The sequence below is a fragment of the Rubripirellula reticaptiva genome (genome assembly GCF_007860175.1).
Classification (GTDB): Bacteria; Planctomycetota; Planctomycetia; order Pirellulales; family Pirellulaceae; genus Rubripirellula; species Rubripirellula reticaptiva.
This window is the reverse complement of the sequence record NZ_SJPX01000005.1, coordinates 78848-98814: the sequence shown is the minus strand read 5'-3', so window position 1 is coordinate 98814 and position 19967 is coordinate 78848. Positions and strand designations below refer to the sequence as shown.

Here is a 19967-nt window from a genome sequence, read left to right as displayed (position 1 = left end):
CGTTACTCGTCGTCGCTGTGCGTCACGAACCATCCTTCGGGCGGTTCCGGCAAATTGAATGCTTGGTGATACAGACGTTGTTTCTGTTCGATCCAAACTAACGACTGTTTGTGCAACCCGGTCGGTTGGCGACGGATTGCGCGGCGAGCCAGTTCTTTTGCTTTTGAAAAGTCTTGACCCGCGGCGGCCGCGATCGCCAAGTTGTGTACTGCGGCCGTTTGAGTGGGGTGTTTGGTTAGAGTTTCTTGCCAGACCGTTTCGGCTTCGCCCCAGCGACCGTTGAGCGCTAGCATGTTGCCGCGCCGGACTTCTTTGCTGCCCGGCATCCCGTAGGGAATGGCAAGCTGGATGCGTTCGCGATCGATCCAGGGCGAAACTAAACGATAGGATTGGCGTACCGCCGCCGTGGTTAAGGCTTCGGTGGGATCAGCGACTAACGCCAAATCTGGATACGTTTCTCGGGCGGATTCAAGATCCACGACCACCGGGCGGCCGCCGACGTGACGGTTGTCGCCAATCGACATCAATCGCCACGAGATCGCCAGCGGTGCGGTCGGATCGAATTTGGTGTCGGGTGATTGCGTTCGCGAAATCACTTGGCCGCGAAGCACGTAGTCGATGTTTTCTTTCTTGGCTACTGATGCGAGCGCGATGTCGTTGACGTCGTCCGTGCCTGAAACCAACCGAATCGATTCAGTGCTAGCCATCTGTTCGGGATCAATGGTGGCCATATCGCGGCCCGAGTCCGCGGGGGCCATCGCCAACATCTTTTCGCGCAGTGGCCCAGCGACTTCTTTCGGACCAGTCACCGTCGATACCGCAACTCGTTTGCCGACAGTGGATTCCAGTTGCGGCGGTTGCCAAACAGCAACGTGAGCACCCATCCGGCAACCGGATGCGCCCAGCACAATCGCGGCGACTAGAAATCGATACAGAACCATGAACGCTTGGTAGGCTCTATCGCCATACCGAGTCAAGGTAAACCGCATCGTTGCTAGCAACCGCAGTGGTGCTACTGGATCATCTGTCGTTCCGCTACGTCATCGACGCATACAGGCGAGTTCGAAGCAAGCTGGCGAGCGTATTAGCTGGCATCACCGAGCAGCGGTTTGATCTTCGACATCATGCTGTCAACGATCGGCTTCAGCACGTCGCCCACGCCGGGAATGGCCAGAGCTTTTTCGATCGCAGATTCGACGGCAGGCATATTGTCTTGAAGCGTTTTGATGATTGGTCCGCGAACGAGCTCTGGGACTGCGGCAAGGCTAGACGAAGCGGCATCGAGTTGCTTGTCCATCGTTTCAAGTTTTGGCATTGCTGCTTTGGCCGATTCGACGTCAGTGATTTCTTCGAAGGTGCTACCAAGCGATTTGAACATGGCTGGCATTTTAGTAACGTCAAACTCTGGCGTAGCCGCGGTCGTCGCCGGAGTCGCTTCGGCTGGCGTGGCCGCGGCAGGAGCGCTGCCTTCTTCTGGGCCGTAGCCACCATCGTTGGCGCCATTCGGATCTTGCTCGATGATAAGGTTGCCTTGTTCGCCCGGCGGGCGAATTCCAGCGAAGATATACTTGTAGCAACCGTAGCCAACCGCGCCCAAGATCACGAGCGGGATCAAGATCTTGGCCAGACCACCGCCACCGCCTTCTGCAGCCTGAGGTGCGGGCGCGGGTGCAGGAGTTGCAGCTGGTTTGCTTTGAGGAAGCAATCCCAATCCCATTGCATCGGAAACGCCCGGAGGCATCGCGGATGCGATCGAGTCCTTCTGCGACATCAACATGCTGGCCAAGCCGTTGGCATCCATTCCAGCACTGCTCTTGGCCTTACCAAGGTAGCTCATCACCAGTGGTGCCAACATCGCCAGCATCGACATTACGGAATCTGACTTCATACCCGTGAGCTTTGCGATGATCGGCCCCAATACGGCTGCCTTGTCGCCGAAGATCATCGATACCACGCCGCCGCCTTTGTTGGCCAACTCGTCGCCGCTGTTGCCCGAGAAAATGTCGCCAAGGTTGTCCAGCATCCCACCGTCGTAATCGCCCTCGTCGAGTGTTCTGTCAAGCGTTTCGGTCCCGCCAGGCGACGATACTTTGCTGACCAGCCCACCCAGAATCGTTGGCAACAATGCATCAATCCCAGCCTTCGCCGTTTGCTCGTTCACCCCAAACTTGCCTGCAATTTGGCCAGCGATCTGGCCGCCAATTTGGCTCTTGACCATGTCGAGAATGTTGATGGACATTGGGTGTGTCTCCGCGTGATAAGGGGGATAGTAAAAGACAGGCAGGGCTAGTGTCTCTGCTCGAGTGCTAAGCGTATCACACGCAAGGACTTGCAGAGGTGGTGATCGGCCCCCAGGCTCGCCGAGGAAACCAAAAAATACCGCAAATCGAGCGCACTGTAGTCATGATCGCTACGGTCAATGACAGGTTTTCTGTGATCAATCCGATCAACTGACCAGCAAACCGATTCTGCACGGTTACGACTTCAGCGCGAACGAGGGCGAGAATCTGTATTTCCGCCGGTGTAACGCCAGTCAAACGCCATTATTGAAACTCGAGCATGTCGAGTTTTCTGGCATTGCAGTCACTCGCTTAGCACCGAGGCACCTAGCTGCGGTGAGATTTCGATTCGGAACTCGCGGGGCGGGATCCGCGTGTCCGAGTCGGTGTTTCCGGCTGCTTCGCCTTGCGGGTGCCAGTCCAAGCAGGGTTCTTCTGAGCGATCAGCATCATTTCGCCGATCGGCAGCGGAACAATCTTAGATCGCAAGCCTTGAGGCACCAATTTGCCGACTGTGCTGAGCGTGCGGTGAATCAGAGGGTTGTACTCTTGGAACTGAATCAACGAGTAGTCAAACGTCAGCGGCTTGTACGTTCGTTTTGCGGCTTTGACGGTGAAGCCTTCTTGCTCAAGCAGCCGGCTAAGATTCTTGCGGTTGAAGTAGTGCAAGTGTTCTTCGGGAATGTAAAAGTACCAGCGGCTTCCCATCAGACGGCGTGCCATCGAATTCAAGTCGGGCAATGTCAAAACGATGTGCCCGTCATCGCGAACTCGGCGACGAAGTCCCTGGATAAACTAGACGGGATCGAGGACATGTTCCAGCACATCAAACGCGGTGATGGTGTCAAACATCCGGTCTTCCGGCAACGAATCGATCGTGCCGCAGTGAACCTTTAAACCAGAATTTCGAGCCAGGTCGACCGCGACTTGCGATAGCTCAACCCCTTCGACGTTGACGCCGTTTGCGTTCGCCACGTCGATAAACATTCCGTCGGCGCATCCGACGTCAAGCCACTGCCCACCAATGGGAAGATGTCGCCGTATCTCTAGCAGTCGACGGCCCGCAGTCATCCGCTTCATCGTCTGGGCTGACGCAAACTCGTTGTACATCCCTTCGGAGTAGCTATTGTCATAGTAGTCACGCAACTCGTCCGCGGTGGGCAACGGATACTGCAGTTCCATGTCACACGACTGGCATTGCCAAAACGCTCTGTTTTTCTTCTTGAAACGATGCCGAAACTGGGTCACCCCGCAAACGGGACATTCCAAGTTGACTTTCGCAGTGGATTGCATGCTCAGGCTTAACTACTGGAACTGGGGGATCGGAGAGAACGTCTTCCAGTGTTTAACTAATTTTTAAACATTTAGTTTCTGTACAAGTTGATTTTTTGCCAGAAAACTTGCCGCCGCATACTGGCCTCAACCTGAGGATGGCGAGTGGGACGACTGGGTGGTTTTTGTCGCGGTAACGTTCGCAGTGAAAGACGCAATTCCACACTTGCTCGCTTGGAGCGGCGTCAATCAGACAGTCGCGAGATTTTTTTCATTTGCGTGCGTTCGATGCGCTCAACAAGCGGGCAGCAACGTTGGCTTTCATCGCCGATGTTTCTCGGGTCGTCCGCTTGCTATTCGCCGACTAAGACTCGGATCTCGCCCGACGATTGCATACTGCGGCCTGTGCCCGAGACAACGTGGACGAACACCGAGTGAGCACCGACGTTGGCGTTCGGGTTAGCGGTTACGCGAACAACAGTGATCGTTACATGCTTGTACGAACCATCATCTTGTCGTCCCGTGTACTGACCGGTCTTGTAGAGCGCCGATTGGACCGCGGTAGACTTCGCTTTGTCGAATTCCGCGGTTACGCCGTTTTGTTGGTAGCGAATCACACCGCCGGGGTTGTCCGTTACAATTCCATCGGTGAGCACTCGTTGGTGGCCCAAAAATGTGACCGGCGCACGTCCTGTGCCAGCATCCCAGCAGAGCTGTATCTCCTTTGTTTCGCCTTTCTTTAGGACGGCCAAGACGAACGGTGCAGGTTGCAGAGAATTTTGCTTCGCGATTTCCTGCTTCGTCTGCGCGCTAGCAGTCGCCGCGGATGCGACCAATAAGGCGATCATCGATACACAGCACGTCGCGGCGAGTCGTCGAAACATTTTTTGAACGGCCGATACTAACTTGAAGCGAAGAGAAAACAGGATAACCGCGTCGCCATTTTTAAAACTTAAACGTCCATGAGTCATATCTATCTTTACGAACGAAAGCAGCGGCGAATGGCCATGACGCTGCTGTTTAACATGGGCGCACTATTCTTGATGTACGTGTCAGCTCGCATGTACATTGAGCCGTCCGCGGCTCGCGAACAGCTATTCTATTGGATAAATATTGCCTTTCCATTGGTCGAGCTCTGTTTGTTTTTTGCTGCCCTTTTCTTCTGGATTCGCAATCGAACTTTCAAAATAGCAGTAGACTCAGACCGCTTTGAAATGGCCGATCCCATTTTTGAAACAGCTTCGTTCTCGGTGCTGGTAAGCGAAATCGTCGAGATCAAGCAAACTTATCAAAATCACGTCGATTTTAGCACAATCATGATGTACATGAGGTCCGGCGAGAAAATCCAAATCTCAAAAAACTATCGCTACGACCTAGGCAAGCTCTACGCTGCATTGGCTGCCGCAAATTCGTCGATCCGATTGCCGGAGCATGCGTTGCGTTTCAAGCAAAAGTGACGAATCAAAGTCGATCTTGCTGGCAACGTTGTTGATTCTCGCGATTACAGTGAATCCAAGCTTGGAAATTCGGCGGATCCAACCGCGAGGCAGCTTGAGCGGACCATGTAAGCGTGCACGGCTAACCACGTAGGCGAGTCTGTTTCCGATTCGTACTGATTCGCAATTGCTGTGTGTGGCTTTCCCTGCGGGGAAAGTAGCTGCAAAACAACTCTCCAAACCCGAGGCTGCTGTCATGGCTGCAGAGTCCCAATCAGAAACCTGTACCAGGCGACCGAGTAATTTCCAATTCGCGGTCGCGAGCAGGATCGAGTTTCTTGACGCTGGTCACTGGGACAATGTCACTCGTGCCGCGTCAGTCTTCATGAGCCGGCGGTTTCTAAGCGGGGCACAAGATGACTTTGTCGGCGAGATCGTACGCGACTTTGCGATCGTCTATGACGCAGGACTGCCGGTTGCCGCGGTTGCGACTCAGTCGTTCAACGTCAGTGGTGAGCAATTGTTTGATCAGAAATCTCAGCAGCGCTGGACCTTGTCGCCAGAGTTGAAACGCAAATCGCTCGCGCTCGTCAAACGACGCATCACGATGTGCGGAAACGTGCACACTTGGGGACCGGACGGAGTCGCGTTCGCGCCAGGCTGTGATCGGGCGAAAGTGTGGCCGGGTGTCGCCGAGTGTCTGTATCGAATCCGGCGGGCCAATCGATTGCATGGGCAAACCGATTACGTGATCGTCAAAGATCTATTCGAAGGGGATCGAGAACCAGCGTCCGAGCTGGCTGCTTTTCGGTACAGTCCGTTGGAAACGGAACCCAACATGGTCCTAGCGATCGACCCGGACTGGCGAACGTTCGATGACTATGCGGCTAGTCTGACGAAACGATATCGGGCGGCGGCGAGAAAGGTATTCAAACCATTCGAGAACGAATCGTTCGAAGTCGCGGCGATCGACGACGCTCATGCCGAGGCGGACGACTTGTACCGACTGTACCAATCGGTTGCCCAGCGAGCCGACGTTTGCTTGTTCTCTCTGCAGCAGAGTACGCTGCCGAGGATGTCGGATTCGCTTGCCGAGGACTTCGTCAATATTGGTATTCGTCAGGACGGAAAGCTGATCGGTTTTGTGACGGTGATCCGTGACGGTGATACCGCGGTCGGTTTCTATCTTGGAATGGACTACGAGTCGAACGCGACGCTGCCGGTCTACCATCGATTGCTGTTGGCTGTCATCGAGCAAGCGATCCGCTGGCGATGCCGGCGAATTTCCTTTGGCCGCACGGCGCTGGATGCCAAATCGCGGCTAGGCTGCAAACCCGAAGCCGCTCACGTTTGGGTGCGGCACCGAGTTCCACTACTGAACGCGTTCGTACAGCAAATCCTAAAAACAGTCAGCCACGACGAACCGCCCGAACGAAATCCGTTCAAAGATGCAACTTAACCGAATGGTAGCCAGACATGAATGGAGTGGCCTCCGCAAGTTCTGGGGCAATTCTACTTGCGTGTGGCAAAGAATTTCGGGCCCTTCGCCGTCTCGTAAAGTCTGTCCAGCGTTTCGGCTTCTTGCGTCTTTCCGGCGGCTCGATTGATTTCTGCTAGATAGTGCAATGTGTCGCGTGATGGTTTTCCAAGCTTCAGTGATTGCATCAAACTTTTGTCAGCGGCTTCGTAGTCGCCTAAACGTAGTCGGACCCAGCCAAGCGTTGCCCAGGCGTCTGCTGAATTTGGAGAATTGCGGACAGCCGATTCAGCGATTTGCAGTGCTCTGGCCCGCATCGCTTCGTCTTGGCGGTCAACCAAAATCGAGGCCAGGTGACTTGAAACTGCAACTGCACTGGGCCGTGTTTGGTGCAGTTTCGATAGTCGTGTTTGGGCATCGGTCACGTCGCCTTCCATTCGCGCCAGTACCGCCTGCAGGAACTGCAGTTCGGATTCTTGTTCTTTGGTGTTTGGGCTTTCGGGAAGCGTAAATTGGAGATGCCTTTTCGCCATCTCCGGTGCATTGGTGTGCAGTAAGAAACGAGCATACGCCAAGTGGGCTGATGGTTGTTGGTCCGGCTTTGCTTCGGCGATGCTCTTTGCGTAAGCCGCATCCGCTTCGGAAAGCATATCGCTTTGCTCATAGAACTGAGCTAGTAACTGGTTGGGTGTTCCGATGGAGTTGTCCTCGCTCGTGATCGTTGTCAGTGCGGCAAGCGCTGCGTCGTAGTCCTGCAGTCGAAAACAAGATCGGGCGAGTCCCAGATTTGCGTCGCGAACAATGCCCTCGCCTATCTTTTCGGACAAGTTGACCAGATCTTCGTAGCCTTTTCTGGCTTGCTTCCATTCGGTTCGCCCTTCGCAGCAAACGGCGTTCAGCAGCGTCAGCCGTGTTGCAACACTGTCTTTCAGCGTCGCTGACCAGTGGGCGGGTGGGTCAAGTCGCTCGGCCAATCGCGTAAGCACCCAACCATCGAACCAACGGCGTTGCCGCACCGCCAGTTCGCTAAAAGCTAAGTAAACTGCCAAACTCTGGGGCTTCTTTGCAGAAGCTCTTTCGAGCCACTGCTGGCCCTCGGCGACACGGCCAAGCGAGAACATCAAATCTGCGATTACCACATCGACGTCGGAAACGTCGGGGTTTGTTTCCAATGTCGCCAACAGATCGTGAGCGCCGGCCACGTTTCCCGATTCGATCAGACTTTTGGCCTGACCAAGCAACTTACCGAGCTGGGCATCGGGTGAAGCAGCTTGCTCGGAAAGGTCGCCTACGCCATCAATGTAGGCCGTCACATCTGCGAAACCTGTAGGCAAGCCGCAAGGAAATCCAACTGCTAAGACTGTTAGCAGAAGTAGTCGGATCTGATTCATTCCTGGGCTCGCGTTTTACGTCGCTTCCTGTATCCCAGACCCGCAATGCTGCCCAAGGCCAGCACCATGATGGAAGACGGTTCAGGTATGGCGGTAACTGTGCTGAACAACCGAACGTCGTTGCCGTCGCCAACATTGTAAGCAATGTTCAGGTCGAATCCGCCGAAGGTTGCTACTCGATCCATGTCATTTAAACCACTGAACATGCCGGTGCCGCTGAGCGGATCGCTGACGAACAAGAAGTTGAACTCCATTCCGTCGGCCAGTGTGAAACCATTGATTAGTGAAACGTTCAGCCCACCACCGAGCGTCAATTTATTGGCCGTGATGGTGTCAAGTTCACCTGAGTTTACACCGCCGAGTTCGATGTTTAGCATCGCGGTACTGCCGAGGATGAACTCGCTGTCCCCGTCGAATTGAAGACTGCCAGCGCTGAACCCTGGGCTGATCGCTCCGTCGAGATAAACGGGTTCGGTATAGGACGTCAACGTTCCATTGCCGTCAAGGATTGAATCCGACGCAAACCTCAAGTCGTTCCCGTCCGCAGTGGCGTAAAGTGTCCCCGCCGACGCACCACCCGCTTCACCGAGCGTGACCGTTTGGTTGCTGAAGGTGTGGCCTTGTTCGAGATACAAGGTCGAGTAGTTGTTGACGTCAATATCGCCGGCGATCGTGGTGCCGCCGGCGAGCGAGAGGTAGCCGCCAGATTCCGTCAAATTCAAATCACCGTTGACCGCAACACCATTGAGTGTTCCTCCTACGAATGGCAAGCTCGTTCCATCAAGCGTTCCGCCGGTGATCGTTCCACCGTTTAGCTTCCAACCGGTGGCGCCGACGAACGTGCTGCCGGCATTGTTCTGGCTTCCGGTGATGTTGACGGTGCCACCGGGCGTGAGATTGATGGTCCCCAAACCGGTAGTGTTGAAGGAGCCACCGAGATTCAGCGTGGACGTGTCGTCAACCGCCAGCGTACCGCCGAGGTTAGACCACGTACCGCCCAACTGTAGTGTCGATCCCAGTGTCGCGGACATCGTGCCGGTGTTGGTGGTGTTCGCTGAGTTGATGCTCAGGTTGGCTCCGTTGGTCGACGTCACCGTGGCGGTGTTGGTGAAAACGCCGCCGCCAAAATCGTCAACACTCACGGAAGTTGCCTCATCGGCCAGGATCGTTCCATCGTTGACCAGTGCACCTTGCAGATACAGACTGCCAGCCTTCAAGTTGACGGTCGCAGTGTTGTCGACATTCATGCTGCCACCTGGAAGGACATAAACTGTCCCCGACGACGCACCACCGGCATCACCCACGGTGACCGTTTGGTTGCTGAAGGTTTGAACTTGTTCGAGATACAAGGTCGAGTAGTTGTTGACGTCAATGTCACCAGCAATCGTGGTGCCGCCGGCGACCGAGAGGTAGCCGCCTGATTCCGTCAAATTCAAATCACCGGTGACTGCAACGCCACTCAGCGTCCCACCAATGACTGGCAAGCTCGTGCCGTCAAGTGATCCACCGGTGATGGTTCCACCGTTTAGTTTCCATCCAGCAGCGCCGGCGAACGTGCTGCCGGTGTTGTTCTGGGTTCCGGTGATGTTGATGGTGCCACCGGGCGTGAGATTGATGGTCCCCAAATCGGCAGTGTTGAAGGAGCCACCGAGATTTAGCGTGGACGTGTCGTCAACCGCCAGCGTGCCACCGACGTTGGACCACGTACCGCCCAAATCTAGTGTCGATCCCACTGTTGCGGACATCGTGCCGGTGTTGGTGGTGTTCGCTGAATTGATGCTCAGGTTGGCTCCGTTGGTCGACGTCACGGTGCCGGTGTTGGTAATGGCGCCGCCGCCAAAATCGTCAACACTCACGAACGTCGCTTCGTCGGCCAGGATGGTTCCATCGTTGACCAGCGCACCTTGCAGATACAGATTGCCTGACTTCAAGTTGGCGGTCGCAGTGTTGTCGACATTCATGCCGCCACCCGTGGCAACATAAAGTGTCCCCGACGACGCACCACCGGCTTCACCCACGGTGACTGTTTGGTTGCTGAAGTTGTGAACTTGTTCGAGATACAAGGTCGAGTTGTTGTTGATCGCGACGTCACCGGCAATCGTGGTACCGCCGGCGAGCGAGAGGTAGCCCGACGGGTCCGTCAAATTCAAATCACTGGTGACCGCGACACCATTTAAGGTGCCACCTACGAATGGCAAGCTTGTGCCATCAAGCGATCCACCGGTGATCGTTCCACCGTTTAGTTTCCAACCGGAAACGCCGACGAATGTGCTGCCGGTGTTGTTCTGGTTTCCAGTGATGTTGACGGTGCCACCGGGCGTGAGATTGATGGTTCCCAAATCGGCAGTGTTGAATGAGCCATCGAGATTTAGCGTGGACGTGTCGTCAACCGCCAGCGTGCCACCGACATTGGACCACGTACCGCCCAAATCCAGTGTCGATCCCACTGTTGCGGACATCGTGCCGGTGTTGGTGGTGTTCGCTGAATTGATGCTCAGGTTGGCTCCGTTGGTTGACGTCACGGTGCCGGTGTTAGTAAAGACGCCGCCGCCGAAGTCGTCAATACTCACGGAAGTCGCTTCGTCGGCCAGGATGGTTCCATCGTTGACCAGTGCACCTTGCAGATACAGATTGCCTGACTTCAAGTTGACTGTCGCAGTGTTATCGACATTCATGCCGCCACCCGTGGCAACATAGAGTGTCCCCGACGACGCACCACCCGCTTCACCTAGCGTCATCGTTTGGTTGCTAAAGGCATGGACTTGTTCAAGAGACAAGGTTGAGTAGTTATCGACCGTTACATCACCGGCGATCGTGGTACCGCCTGCGAGTCCAACCGAGCTGCCTGATTCAGACAAGTTCAAATCACCGGTAACCGAAACGCCCTTGAGCGTGCCGCCTAGATAGGCAAGTTCGCTACCAACAACCATTCCTCCCTCAATCGTGCCGTTGCTTAATTCGTATCGCCCAGCCGTAACGCTGATGGCGCCATTTAGCGACAAGGTGCCAGAGGTGTGGCTGAGGGTTGCGTCGGCCGCGTTGAGCGTGAGATTGTTGATCGACCTGTTGTCGTCAAGCGTGACGGTGTAAGTGCCTGTTTGATCGATCAATACGTTTTCGGCCACGTTGTCGGGAACGACGTTCGTGCTCCACTTCGTACTGTCAGACCAAGTTCCCGAAGTTGGGAAAGCCCAAGTCGTTTGTGCCGATGCCGAATCAATTGCAATGAGTGTTCCGACGCTGATGCCCAGGGCAATCGCTGCTAGTCGCAAGCGGCGAGATCGAGAACTGTGAGACTGTCCAGCAAAAAAGGAAGATCGCGTCATTAATGATCTCAGTACTGGCTAGGGGTAGGTGGGACAAACACTCAGGGGTGTCCGGGCTAACAGCTGCTAGTAATAATTTTGTGCCGGGGGAATGGTGCTCCGCAAGTGGCAGGGGGTCGTTGGCTACTTCGAATCTCGAAAAAATACTAAGCTCGAATTTAAGGTCGATCGCCGATGCAGATGATTTCTTTGGCGGTGCGTTGGTAAAGGTGTCCGCCGGCGGCAGAGAAGGGGGCGAGGGTCCAAGTTTCGCCGGGCGGGCCTAAGTCGTTGACAGCGACGAGTGAGTGTTCGTCAAACTCTTCGTGGCTGGCGTCGATAACGTAGGTCGTTCCTAGTACCGTTGAAAAGTAGATGTGGTTGTTGACGACGATTGGTGTCGCGGCCGAAATGTGTCCGAAGCCGTGGCCAAGACGTCGCCGGTCGCCTTCGACTTTGAAGCCAGAACCCGTGTCGTCACCGGCCTGGAAGTCAGTCCACGAGAATTTGCGGGTGCCGTTTTCAACGACGACTTGGATCGGTACTTGCAGGTAACTCACCTCGTCGGTTTGCAAATCGATGCGGCCGAGGATGCCGGGCTGGCCGCTCATGAAAAAATGGTATCGGCCGACGCCGATGTTGGTGCGGTGAGTTTGCAGATTCTTTGGTTTTAGGTTCGAAGCATCGACGGCCGATTGGTAGCGGCCGGCGGTTTCATCATACGCAGTCAGGCGTCCAGCGCCGCGAACGCGGATCCGTTTGACGGTCTCGCCTGTGGCAAGGTCCAGCACGACGAAGTCATCTTTGTCGAAACAGTAAGCGTGTTTCGCGTCGATGAAGTGGGTGCCTTCGAACGACAGTCCTGGTTGTTCCCAGAGCAGGGTTTGTTGGTCGTCGAGCCGAGTGAGGCTGATGCCGTAGGGTTTTTCGGGCGGGCTGTGGCTGCCACCTTTGGCGTGCAGCAAGACGGTTTCGCCCCGCAGCAATCCGAGCGCACCTTTGCTGTGAACACTGATTCCATCCGGAATGATTCCGGTGGGATCGCCGGTGAGCGCATCGAATCGTCGAACGTGCATCCAGGGCCAGCCGGACTTGCTGTTCTTGTCATAGTCGGTGGCCGTTTGCGGGCGCCTGAGCGGATCGTCCGCGTCTCGCATCATCGTGTAGTACAGATTCCCGTCGTGCAGGAACGGCTGGAATTGTTTAGCGGAATGTTTCGTGCGAACTTCGAATCCATTTGCCCACACTCTTTGGCCGTCCACGGTGTGACAGGCCATGAATCCGCCAGCGCTGACGAACCAGACATGCTTGCCATCGGTGATTGGCGTCGGCGTCGTTGAATCCGTGAACGTGCCGTTGACTTGGTTCGGCCGCTGGCCTGGTAAGTCACAGAACCAGAGAATTTTGCCGGTATTTGAATCCAAGCAATACCCGCGTGTCTGCGAAACCCACGTGCCTTGAGGGCCGTTGTCGGCTTCGTCTAGCTTTCGGAAACAAGTCAGAAACAGCCGGTCGCCCCAGGCAGCGATGCCGCTGTGGCCGGTTTCCGGCAAGGGCATTCGCCAGCGAATGTTTTTATCGGTGGCGACGCTCCACTTCGTCGGATACGCCGACGACGAAGTCAGGTGGTAATTCCGCTCGGGCCCTCGGACGTCGGGCCAGCGATCTTGTGCCAACGTCGCGGAATCAAGCGAGAACGATGCAGCCGTAACGATGAGGCCAACAAATGCGACTCGGATTGGCGACACCATTTCGACGGACGTAGAGTTTGAGTACGAGATAAAAATTGCCGATTCAGTTCGCGGCGGCGAGCGTCGTTTCGGATCGCGTGCGATAGAGGAACGCGTCTGACGTCAGCAGCGAAACCAGCATCGCTTTCATGCTGCCACCGTCGTCTTTGTAAGCCCGATGAGCTGCTTGCAGAACGGGTGCGTCGTTGATCGTTTCGTTGCGGCCCATCCAGAAACGGAAAGCGTGGCGAACAAAAACTTGTTCCACTCGCTCGCTATCAGCCAGTCGCTGGATCATTTCAATGGCGTTGTCGACTTTGCCATCGAGGCCCGGGTCGCCCGAATCGATGATCTCGCCGGTCGAGTCGACGGGTTTGTTGAGTTCGGTTTCGCGGTACAGGCCGGCGTGGTTGAACATTTCAAACGGCAATCCAAGCGGATCCATTTTTTCGTGACAGGTCCAGCAGTACGTTTCGGTGGTGACTCGCATCCGCTGGCGTAGCGTGTTTTTGGGCTCGTCCGGCAGCATCGCGTCGACGGTGATCGGCACATCGGGAATGCCGCCACCCAGCAAGCGTTCGCGAACCCATCGGCCACGTCGGATGGCGTGATTGTCCATCGCGTCGGAATGCGACACTAACCAACTCGGATGCGTCAGCAGTCCCAAACGCTGGCCCTCGGGGGCGGTCGCCAAGATTCGTTCTGGTTTCATCGAGCCGGCGCCAAAGCTGCGCCGACCAACACGAGCGTAGATGTTCGGACCGGAAAGGTCCGCTTCTTCGACTTCGTGATTGATGTTATCTCGCCTCGCCTTGGCTGCCTCTTTAGCTGGCTTCGGTGGTTTCTTGCCAGGGTTGGCCAGCTTCCAAGCTTCCAGTTCGGCTGCTTCTAACTTTGCGGCGTCGGCTGCTGCTTTTTTGGCTGCGGCGACCGAGTCGGCAATTTCCTTTTCCGTTCGTTTTCGGCCAAAGTAAACTTTGTCCGTTTCGGTGGCGACGACTTTATCCGTCGTCAGTAACTGCTTCAGCACATCTTTGTCGTCTTGCAGGATCATTTCGATCAAACGATCCGTGCTGGCGGTGGCGTCGAACATGCTGCTGTAGTGCGCCGTGCCTCGCGTGCTAACGCCGGTCTCGGCTAGCGCTTTGTTATCTTTGCAGATGTAGCCACCGAGGTCGTAATCAAAGAATTCGCGAAAGAACCGCAGCACACGAGGCTTGCGAATGCTGTCATCCGCCAGCATCCGCTCGACTTCACGCTCGACATCCGACCGCGTTCGCATGCGGCCATCCAGGATCGCGCCGCGGAGTTCATCGTCGGGTTTGATGTACCGCAGGGCGTGATTGACAGCCAAGCCAAGTTCCCAGTCCCTTAGCATGACGCGACCGTTGCGGTCGGCTTTGCCAGTGCTGGCTAGTTCGGGTCGGAATAACGCATCCCGATCGAGGAAGATCGCCGACAGTCCTAGGACTGCGCCATCTTGTTTGCCCAGTTTTTCGATCGAACGTTTGACGATCGTCAAATACTGGTTCGATTCCTTGTTGGTCGGTGGACGGAACGTCAGCGATTCGAACAGAAAGTCCACCGCCGCTCGTAAACGCTCGTCAGTGACACCGTCGTCTTTCATCAGGTCGTAGACCGGCGTCAGCGGACGTTCGATCTTTGTGCCGTACACAAGACTAGTAGGCAAGCCGCGCAGGTCGCCTTTCATTTTGTCGGCGATGGAATTTGGGTCGTCCGTGATCTGATACGGCTCGGCGATGCTGAGTGGACCTTCGGCCATGTAGCGAATGATGTCGTTGGCAACGCCAAGAATCTGAGTCGCCTCGGCGCTGTTGACCGAATAGAAGTTGGGATAGTTTTCGAGTCCATGGTCACGAGCGGATGACAGAACGGCGGGCACGCTCTTGACTGCGGTGGCGTACGCCACGGTTCCGCCTTGCCACTTGATGATTCGATCGACGCCGAAGTAGAGCTTCAGTTCGCCACCGTGATTGGTCGGGACGACGTCACCATGGCTGCGTAGTCCTGGCTTGGACGGATCGAACGCCGGTTCGTGATTGATCAGTTCGTTCAGACGCGTGATGTGTTCTTGCGGCGTGAGTCGCCAAATGCGAGCGGGCGATGATGTCGGTGCCAACTTGATGCCGTCCGGCAGCGGGCCGAACAGCAGGTCGTGATCCAAAAAGTTTCCTTTGTTCGGATCAAGGTGGTCGAAGAAACCGCCTTTGTCCTGCATGACGCGAGTCATCTCGCTGACGATCCCGTCCGTGAACTGCAATCGCTCGATCACCTCGGGTTGTGTCATGTCTTTGGGCGGCATTTCACGCAGCGTGACTTGCGCCCAGACGCTTCGCCACGTCGCCGCGTTGACTTCGTCGATTGGTCCCAGATCATGAAGCGATAGATTGCCTTCGGGATCCGAGTCGCCGTGACAGTCGACGCAGTGATCGCCAAGAAAAGACTGTGCATACGTTTCAAAGTCTTTATCGAACTTCTGACCAGGCGTGTAGGTTTCGGCATTTGCTGTCGATGCTGAAAAAAACGACATCCAAACCAATGTCTGCCCCAGCACCCAAGCGGACCTAGCCTTGATCATGCGAGCACTTCCTTCAGCGGTCCAACTCCATTGTCGAACTTGCCTGCGATTTTGTCGTCCATATTGAAGCGATCGCAGTTTTGGCCGGCCGCCTGCAACAACGATGCATACAACGCATTGATTGGTCGATTGCCGTCCAGTTGGGTGAAGCAGCCTGTCTTGAAAGCACCGTCCAAGTTGCCCAGCAACATCACCGGCCAGTTCGCGCCGTTGGTGTGTTGCTTGTCCGCGTTGTTGCTGGTGTAGACGATTAGCGTGTGGTCCATCATCGTGCCACTGCCTTCGGGGATGCTTTCCAAGGCTTCCATGATCCGCACCAACATGCGACTGTTGTACTGGCGAATCTTGATCCAGATCGGATTGTCTGGCTGGTCCATGTGTCCCAGGTTGTGGCCCTGTTGATCGATGCCAAGTCCCTTCCACGCACCAAAGATCTCGCCGCGTCCTGAACCGATCGTCAGCGTGTTGGTGATGCCCGATGTCAGCGCCGAGATGCCAAGGTCCAACAGCACGTCGTGCCAGTCGGTTTCGAATTCAGGTTTCGTGTATCGCTCGTCCACCACGGGTGCGAACTTCCGCAAGTGATCGGCAACTGTGTCCAGCCGGTCTCGCAGGCCGTTGATTTCTTTGAAGCCTTCGACAAACTGACCGTAACGATTTTGATCGGACGCCGGCAAAGACATGCCCTTGTTGACCGCCATCTTTTCGATCTGGCTAAGCACATTCGATCGTGCTTCATGTTGCAGGCGAATGTCGCCGGTCGAGATGCCGCCGTACAGCATCTGGTACAGATGGTTCGGGTTCGAATGCATGAAGATTGGTTGCCCCGCACCACTGGCCGACAGCGTTGCAATCGTTGGCTTGGTCGACATGTTCTCGATCGAATCCATGCCAATGCACAAATGCGGCAACAGCGTTTGTGGCAGAACCTTGCTGAGCTCATAGTCGATCGTCGGTGCACTTGGCGGCACCCCGTCGCTGCCGCGATAGCCGCCCAGGGCGCCGAAAAATGCGCTGTGCGATGGACTGGTGTGCCGGCCGTGCAGGCCGTTGATGATGTGCAGCCGATCTTTGTAAGGTTCCAAAGCGCTGATCGGTTCGGGCAGCTTGGCTTTGGCCAGCGATCCGCTGCTGCTCATGCCATCGGGAACGCACGTCTTCGGATCGAAGCCTTGGTTCTGCATGAAGAAAACGATGCGTTTCGCGTTCGTGTTGCTGGCGGGCGAACCCAGCACGCGATCGGGGTTCAGCGTGGGGCCAATTGCGGCACCGGCTGCCAATCCTTGAAGTAGCTGTCTGCGGTTGAGCATGGAACGACCTTTCAGCCTTTCGGCGAGGCAAGCGTTTTCAGCAAGACACGCGGCAGGTGTCCGCTAGAGGGCGGGGTAGGAGGACCAATCGACAGTCCGGTAGGGCAGGCCATTATTCTACATCACGGGCCACCGTTGTGGGGATATCAACCTTCACGATTTGGTCGACTCTCCGAACCGCTCGTTTTTCTCCTGCATGCCGTGATTCTTGCCCTCGGTTGATCACCAGCTCTATGCCAGCCCTGTTTTTCCTATTGCCTTGGCAACCGCCGGCGTTCTACAAGCCGAAGCAACCTGATCGTTTTTCCCCGTTGTCTTCTTGCAGGATACGGAATGTTGCCGCGCCATCTCTCCTTTGTTGCTCTTGTCTTGGTCGCTTCAACGGCGATTGCCCAGGGAACCGGTGCGCGAGCACCCGGAGCCGGGGGAGGTGCAGAAGTCGATCTGCCGACCGATCCTGCGGCGATTGTCGCCGTCGTTGGCCAAACACCGATTTTGTTGGGCGATTTGATGCCCAAGGTCGAAGCGAAAATCAACGAAGCGATTGAAAAAACCGGCCAGCAGGTTCCCGAAGACAAGTTGCAGTTCTTTAAGGTCAACTTGCTGCGCCAATCGCTCGCGCAAGCCATCCAAAACAAAATGATGCGAGAAGCTTTCCTGATCGATCAGGTCGGAACGGAAGCCGCCGATAAACGCCGCGAAGCCGACGACAAGCTGACCTCGCGTGCTCGCAAGATGTTCTACGATTCCGAGTTGCCGGAGTTGCTGAAACAGTACAAAACCGAAGACCCGTCCGAACTGGACAAGTTGCTAAGAGAAAAGGGCAGTTCGCTCGCATCGCGGCAGCGCGAGTTCGTCGACCAGATGCTCGGTCACCTCTACATTCGCAGCAAGGTTGATCGAGAACCGAATGTGTCGATCTCCGAAATCAACGAGTACTATCACATCAACGCTGATTCGTTTCACCGCCCCACGCGGGCCCGGTGGGAGCAAATGTCGGTGATGTTTTTCCGCTTTCCAACTCGCGACGACGCCTACGCAGCGATCGCGGAAATGGGCCGCGAAGCCTACTTTGGTGGCAACATGCAGGCCGTTGCTCGTGAAAAGAGCCAAGAGCCATTTGCAAACAAAGGTGGCTTGCACGATTGGACGACCAAAGGATCGCTGGCATCGGCCAAGCTTGATCAGCAAATTTTCTCGATCCCTACTAACGCGATGAGCGAGATCATTGAGGACGAAGAAGGCCTGCACATTGTCCGCGTGCTCGAACGTATCGAAGCCGGAAACGTCCCGCTTAGCGAAGTGCAGGACGAGATTCGAACAAAGATTCGCGCCGAAAAAATCAGCAAGTCGCAGCGTGAAGTTATGGAGTCGATGCAGCACCGGATCGCGGTCTGGTCGATGTTCCCCGACGATGCGCCTGGTGCAAAACCGTTACCAACCAGTGTCGCCAGCCGCCCGTAAACGCAAACACCTGTGCCCGTTCCTGACCGCATGTTGACGCCCAAACCAAAACGACCGATCACTCGGCGCACGTTGTTGGCATCCATGCTGGCGATCGCGGCCACCAGCATTACGGCTGGGTGCGGACAGTTGGCGTATCGGTTAAAGAATGACGTGCCCGACACGTTCGTGCCCAACCCGTTAGAGCTGCCGCCGGCGAACGATGTTTTCGTCTGGTCGCAGGTAATCGACGCAGTCGACGACTATTTTCGTATCGTCCGCGAACAGCCCGTGCAGAACTCGGACGGGATCATCTTGGACGGTACCGTCGAGACGTCGTACCAGATCGGTGCGTCGCTGCTAGAGCCGTGGCGAAAAGACAGTACGGCGGGATTCGAGCGGTTGCAAAGTACATTGCAGTCGATCCGGCGACGGGCCACCATCACCGTTCGCCCGCGTGGCGCGGCCTACACGATCGAAGTCATCGTGCAGAAGGATCTTGAAGACACCGATCGCAGCCAATACGCGACTGAATCAACGGCGGCCGTTCGCCACGATGGAACCATCGTTCGCCAGCAAGATGGTTACGACGACAGCCCGCAAACCTTGGGCTGGATCCCGCTAGGCCGCGACGTTTCGCTAGAGCAGGTGATCCTGCGAGACATCTTCGGCCGCATCACCCAAGCCGATTCAAAGCGACTGCTGCATCACAAATAGTTTTGTGAGTCCGTTGGGAAACGCGAGGCGGCATGGTGTGGGAACTGGTTTGCAAATCTTGGCGAACGGGCACGCACGCCGATTTGGCTTAGAGCCACTGCAAAATTGCAATCACTATCAATCCGGCGTACGCCATTCGCCGCAGGTGAACCATCATGGGTTGATGTAGCCGTACCGATCCGGCCGGCAGTGTGATGGCGAGTCCGGAATCGTTCGCTACGGACTGGTGGTCTTCGGTCGTGATCGCAACCGGGTGTTGCAGTCGGCGTGTTGGGTATGACGACCGCCATGTAGCCATGACCAGGGTCGCGAAGATCGCCAGAATCGAGGCCACGTAGATCGTTCCGCCCGAAATCACGCCCGGCACCGTGCCGGCGAGCTTGACCGGAGGCGGGCCGAGCGATGCGATGCGTTTTTGCCAGTTTGTACGGATCGTTTCGATCGACTTTTCGCTGGTCTTGCTGAAGTTTGACCAGTACTCGACTAAGTTGGTCGGTGTCGGTTTTGCGTCCGGTGTTTTGACGTAAGAAACCATCATGATCGGGGTGGACGATGCCGGTGTTTTTCCCGTTGCTAGCGAAGTGGCTTCGTCCGATTGCGTTTCAAGCTTGGCCAGATCCAGCAAGGTTCGCTCGGCATAGATCGATGACGTTTCCGCCATCCATTTCGCTTTTCCGACCGCTGCGGCTGGTGCGGATTTTCCGTAGGTGTCGATGCGGCGAGTCAGTCGTCGCAGTCGCGGATCGTTGACGGCCAAGGAGTACGTGTGCGACGTATCAGTTGCCTCGGTGTTGGAAACTTCGACAACCTGGTGCGGAACCGGTGCTGGCAGATTGGCCAGCACGATCACGAAGACAGTCGTGAAAACGAGCGCGAGGTCGGGTCGCGGCATCCAAGAAGTGTTGTTCGTCATCATTGGTTATCCTAAGTCCAAGCTACCTGTACAGTTGTTGTCGGAATGCCGGCGGGGGTGGGGTTAGTCAAAATTTCCGGGTTGTGAGGGTGGTG

Annotated in this window: 13 protein-coding genes and 1 pseudogene; 4 read left to right on the top strand and 10 right to left on the bottom strand. The window is 55.9% G+C overall.

Translation table 11 applies throughout. From position 1 onward, the window contains the following. Positions 1–2: 2 nt before the first annotated feature. From Poly59_RS21525 to Poly59_RS21505, 4 genes and pseudogenes are all read right to left on the bottom strand, one after another. Positions 3–989, bottom strand: coding sequence for a tetratricopeptide repeat protein (locus tag Poly59_RS21525; protein ID WP_146536190.1), 987 nt, complete (start codon positions 987–989; stop codon positions 3–5). A gap of 95 nt (positions 990–1084) precedes the next feature. After that, the gene (locus Poly59_RS21520) at positions 1085–2239 is read right to left on the bottom strand and encodes a DUF937 domain-containing protein (protein ID WP_146536189.1); all 1155 of its coding nucleotides are present in this window, start codon (positions 2237–2239) and stop codon (positions 1085–1087) included. 367 nt (positions 2240–2606) lie between these two features. Beyond that, positions 2607–3350 (bottom strand): annotated as a pseudogene (locus Poly59_RS30740) (class I SAM-dependent methyltransferase). Between the two features lie 554 nt (positions 3351–3904). Then, entirely contained in the window at positions 3905–4435 is a 531-nt protein-coding gene (locus tag Poly59_RS21505; RefSeq protein WP_146536186.1) for a hypothetical protein, read from the bottom strand. A 78-nt stretch (positions 4436–4513) separates the two neighbouring features. Here Poly59_RS21505 and Poly59_RS21500 point away from each other — a divergent pair, with 78 nt between their 5' ends. Together Poly59_RS21500 and Poly59_RS21495 are read left to right on the top strand one after the other, a co-directional pair. Further along, positions 4514–5008 (top strand): hypothetical protein, encoded by a 495-nt coding sequence (locus Poly59_RS21500; protein WP_146536185.1) that lies wholly within the window; start codon positions 4514–4516, stop codon positions 5006–5008. Between the two features lie 235 nt (positions 5009–5243). Beyond that, positions 5244–6446 (top strand): GNAT family N-acetyltransferase, encoded by a 1203-nt coding sequence (locus tag Poly59_RS21495; protein WP_146536184.1) that lies wholly within the window; start codon positions 5244–5246, stop codon positions 6444–6446. Positions 6447–6499: 53 nt separating this feature from the next. Here Poly59_RS21495 and Poly59_RS21490 read toward each other — a convergent pair whose 3' ends face one another. The 5 genes from Poly59_RS21490 to Poly59_RS21470 all read right to left on the bottom strand — a co-directional run bounded on the left by Poly59_RS21490 (position 6500) and on the right by Poly59_RS21470 (position 16799). Further along, on the bottom strand, positions 6500–7855 hold the full coding sequence (locus Poly59_RS21490; protein WP_146536183.1) for a tetratricopeptide repeat protein: 1356 nt from the start codon (positions 7853–7855) through the stop codon (positions 6500–6502). After that, positions 7852–11181: a beta strand repeat-containing protein gene (locus tag Poly59_RS21485; protein WP_146536182.1), complete on the bottom strand. Its 3330-nt coding sequence runs from the start codon at positions 11179–11181 to the stop codon at positions 7852–7854. Before Poly59_RS21485 ends, Poly59_RS21490 begins: the two co-directional genes overlap by 4 nt. 158 nt (positions 11182–11339) lie before the next feature. Next, positions 11340–12911 (bottom strand): serine/threonine protein kinase, encoded by a 1572-nt coding sequence (locus tag Poly59_RS21480; RefSeq protein WP_146536181.1) that lies wholly within the window; start codon positions 12909–12911, stop codon positions 11340–11342. Between the two features lie 43 nt (positions 12912–12954). Next, a complete protein-coding gene (locus Poly59_RS21475; RefSeq protein ID WP_146536843.1) occupies positions 12955–15441 on the bottom strand; it encodes a DUF1588 domain-containing protein in 2487 nt (828 codons plus the stop codon). A gap of 44 nt (positions 15442–15485) precedes the next feature. Beyond that, entirely contained in the window at positions 15486–16799 is a 1314-nt protein-coding gene (locus Poly59_RS21470; protein ID WP_146536180.1) for a DUF1552 domain-containing protein, read from the bottom strand. Positions 16800–17132: 333 nt separating this feature from the next. Here Poly59_RS21470 and Poly59_RS21465 point away from each other — a divergent pair, with 333 nt between their 5' ends. Further along, on the top strand, positions 17133–18263 hold the full coding sequence (locus tag Poly59_RS21465) for a peptidylprolyl isomerase (protein ID WP_146536179.1): 1131 nt from the start codon (positions 17133–17135) through the stop codon (positions 18261–18263). Positions 18264–18275: 12 nt separating this feature from the next. Beyond that, positions 18276–18959 carry a hypothetical protein gene (locus Poly59_RS21460; protein ID WP_246151839.1) on the top strand — a complete coding sequence of 228 codons (684 nt, stop codon included), beginning with the start codon at positions 18276–18278 and terminating at the stop codon, positions 18957–18959. Positions 18960–19047: 88 nt separating this feature from the next. Here Poly59_RS21460 and Poly59_RS21455 read toward each other — a convergent pair whose 3' ends face one another. After that, positions 19048–19872 (bottom strand): hypothetical protein, encoded by an 825-nt coding sequence (locus tag Poly59_RS21455; protein WP_222436152.1) that lies wholly within the window; start codon positions 19870–19872, stop codon positions 19048–19050. Positions 19873–19967 lie beyond the last annotated feature (95 nt).

Coding starts and splice junctions, on each gene's coding strand:
- Poly59_RS21455 (WP_222436152.1), bottom strand. CDS start 19,872: ATGACGAACAACACTTCTTGGATGCCGCGACCCGACCTCGCGCTCGTT.
- Poly59_RS21490 (WP_146536183.1), bottom strand. CDS start 7,855: ATGAATCAGATCCGACTACTTCTGCTAACAGTCTTAGCAGTTGGATTT.
- Poly59_RS21525 (WP_146536190.1), bottom strand. CDS start 989: ATGCGGTTTACCTTGACTCGGTATGGCGATAGAGCCTACCAAGCGTTC.
- Poly59_RS21480 (WP_146536181.1), bottom strand. CDS start 12,911: ATGGTGTCGCCAATCCGAGTCGCATTTGTTGGCCTCATCGTTACGGCT.
- Poly59_RS21465 (WP_146536179.1), top strand. CDS start 17,133: ATGTTGCCGCGCCATCTCTCCTTTGTTGCTCTTGTCTTGGTCGCTTCA.
- Poly59_RS21470 (WP_146536180.1), bottom strand. CDS start 16,799: ATGCTCAACCGCAGACAGCTACTTCAAGGATTGGCAGCCGGTGCCGCA.
- Poly59_RS21500 (WP_146536185.1), top strand. CDS start 4,514: ATGAGTCATATCTATCTTTACGAACGAAAGCAGCGGCGAATGGCCATG.
- Poly59_RS21475 (WP_146536843.1), bottom strand. CDS start 15,441: ATGTCGTTTTTTTCAGCATCGACAGCAAATGCCGAAACCTACACGCCT.
- Poly59_RS21520 (WP_146536189.1), bottom strand. CDS start 2,239: ATGTCCATCAACATTCTCGACATGGTCAAGAGCCAAATTGGCGGCCAG.
- Poly59_RS21495 (WP_146536184.1), top strand. CDS start 5,244: ATGGCTGCAGAGTCCCAATCAGAAACCTGTACCAGGCGACCGAGTAAT.
- Poly59_RS21485 (WP_146536182.1), bottom strand. CDS start 11,181: ATGACGCGATCTTCCTTTTTTGCTGGACAGTCTCACAGTTCTCGATCT.
- Poly59_RS21505 (WP_146536186.1), bottom strand. CDS start 4,435: ATGTTTCGACGACTCGCCGCGACGTGCTGTGTATCGATGATCGCCTTA.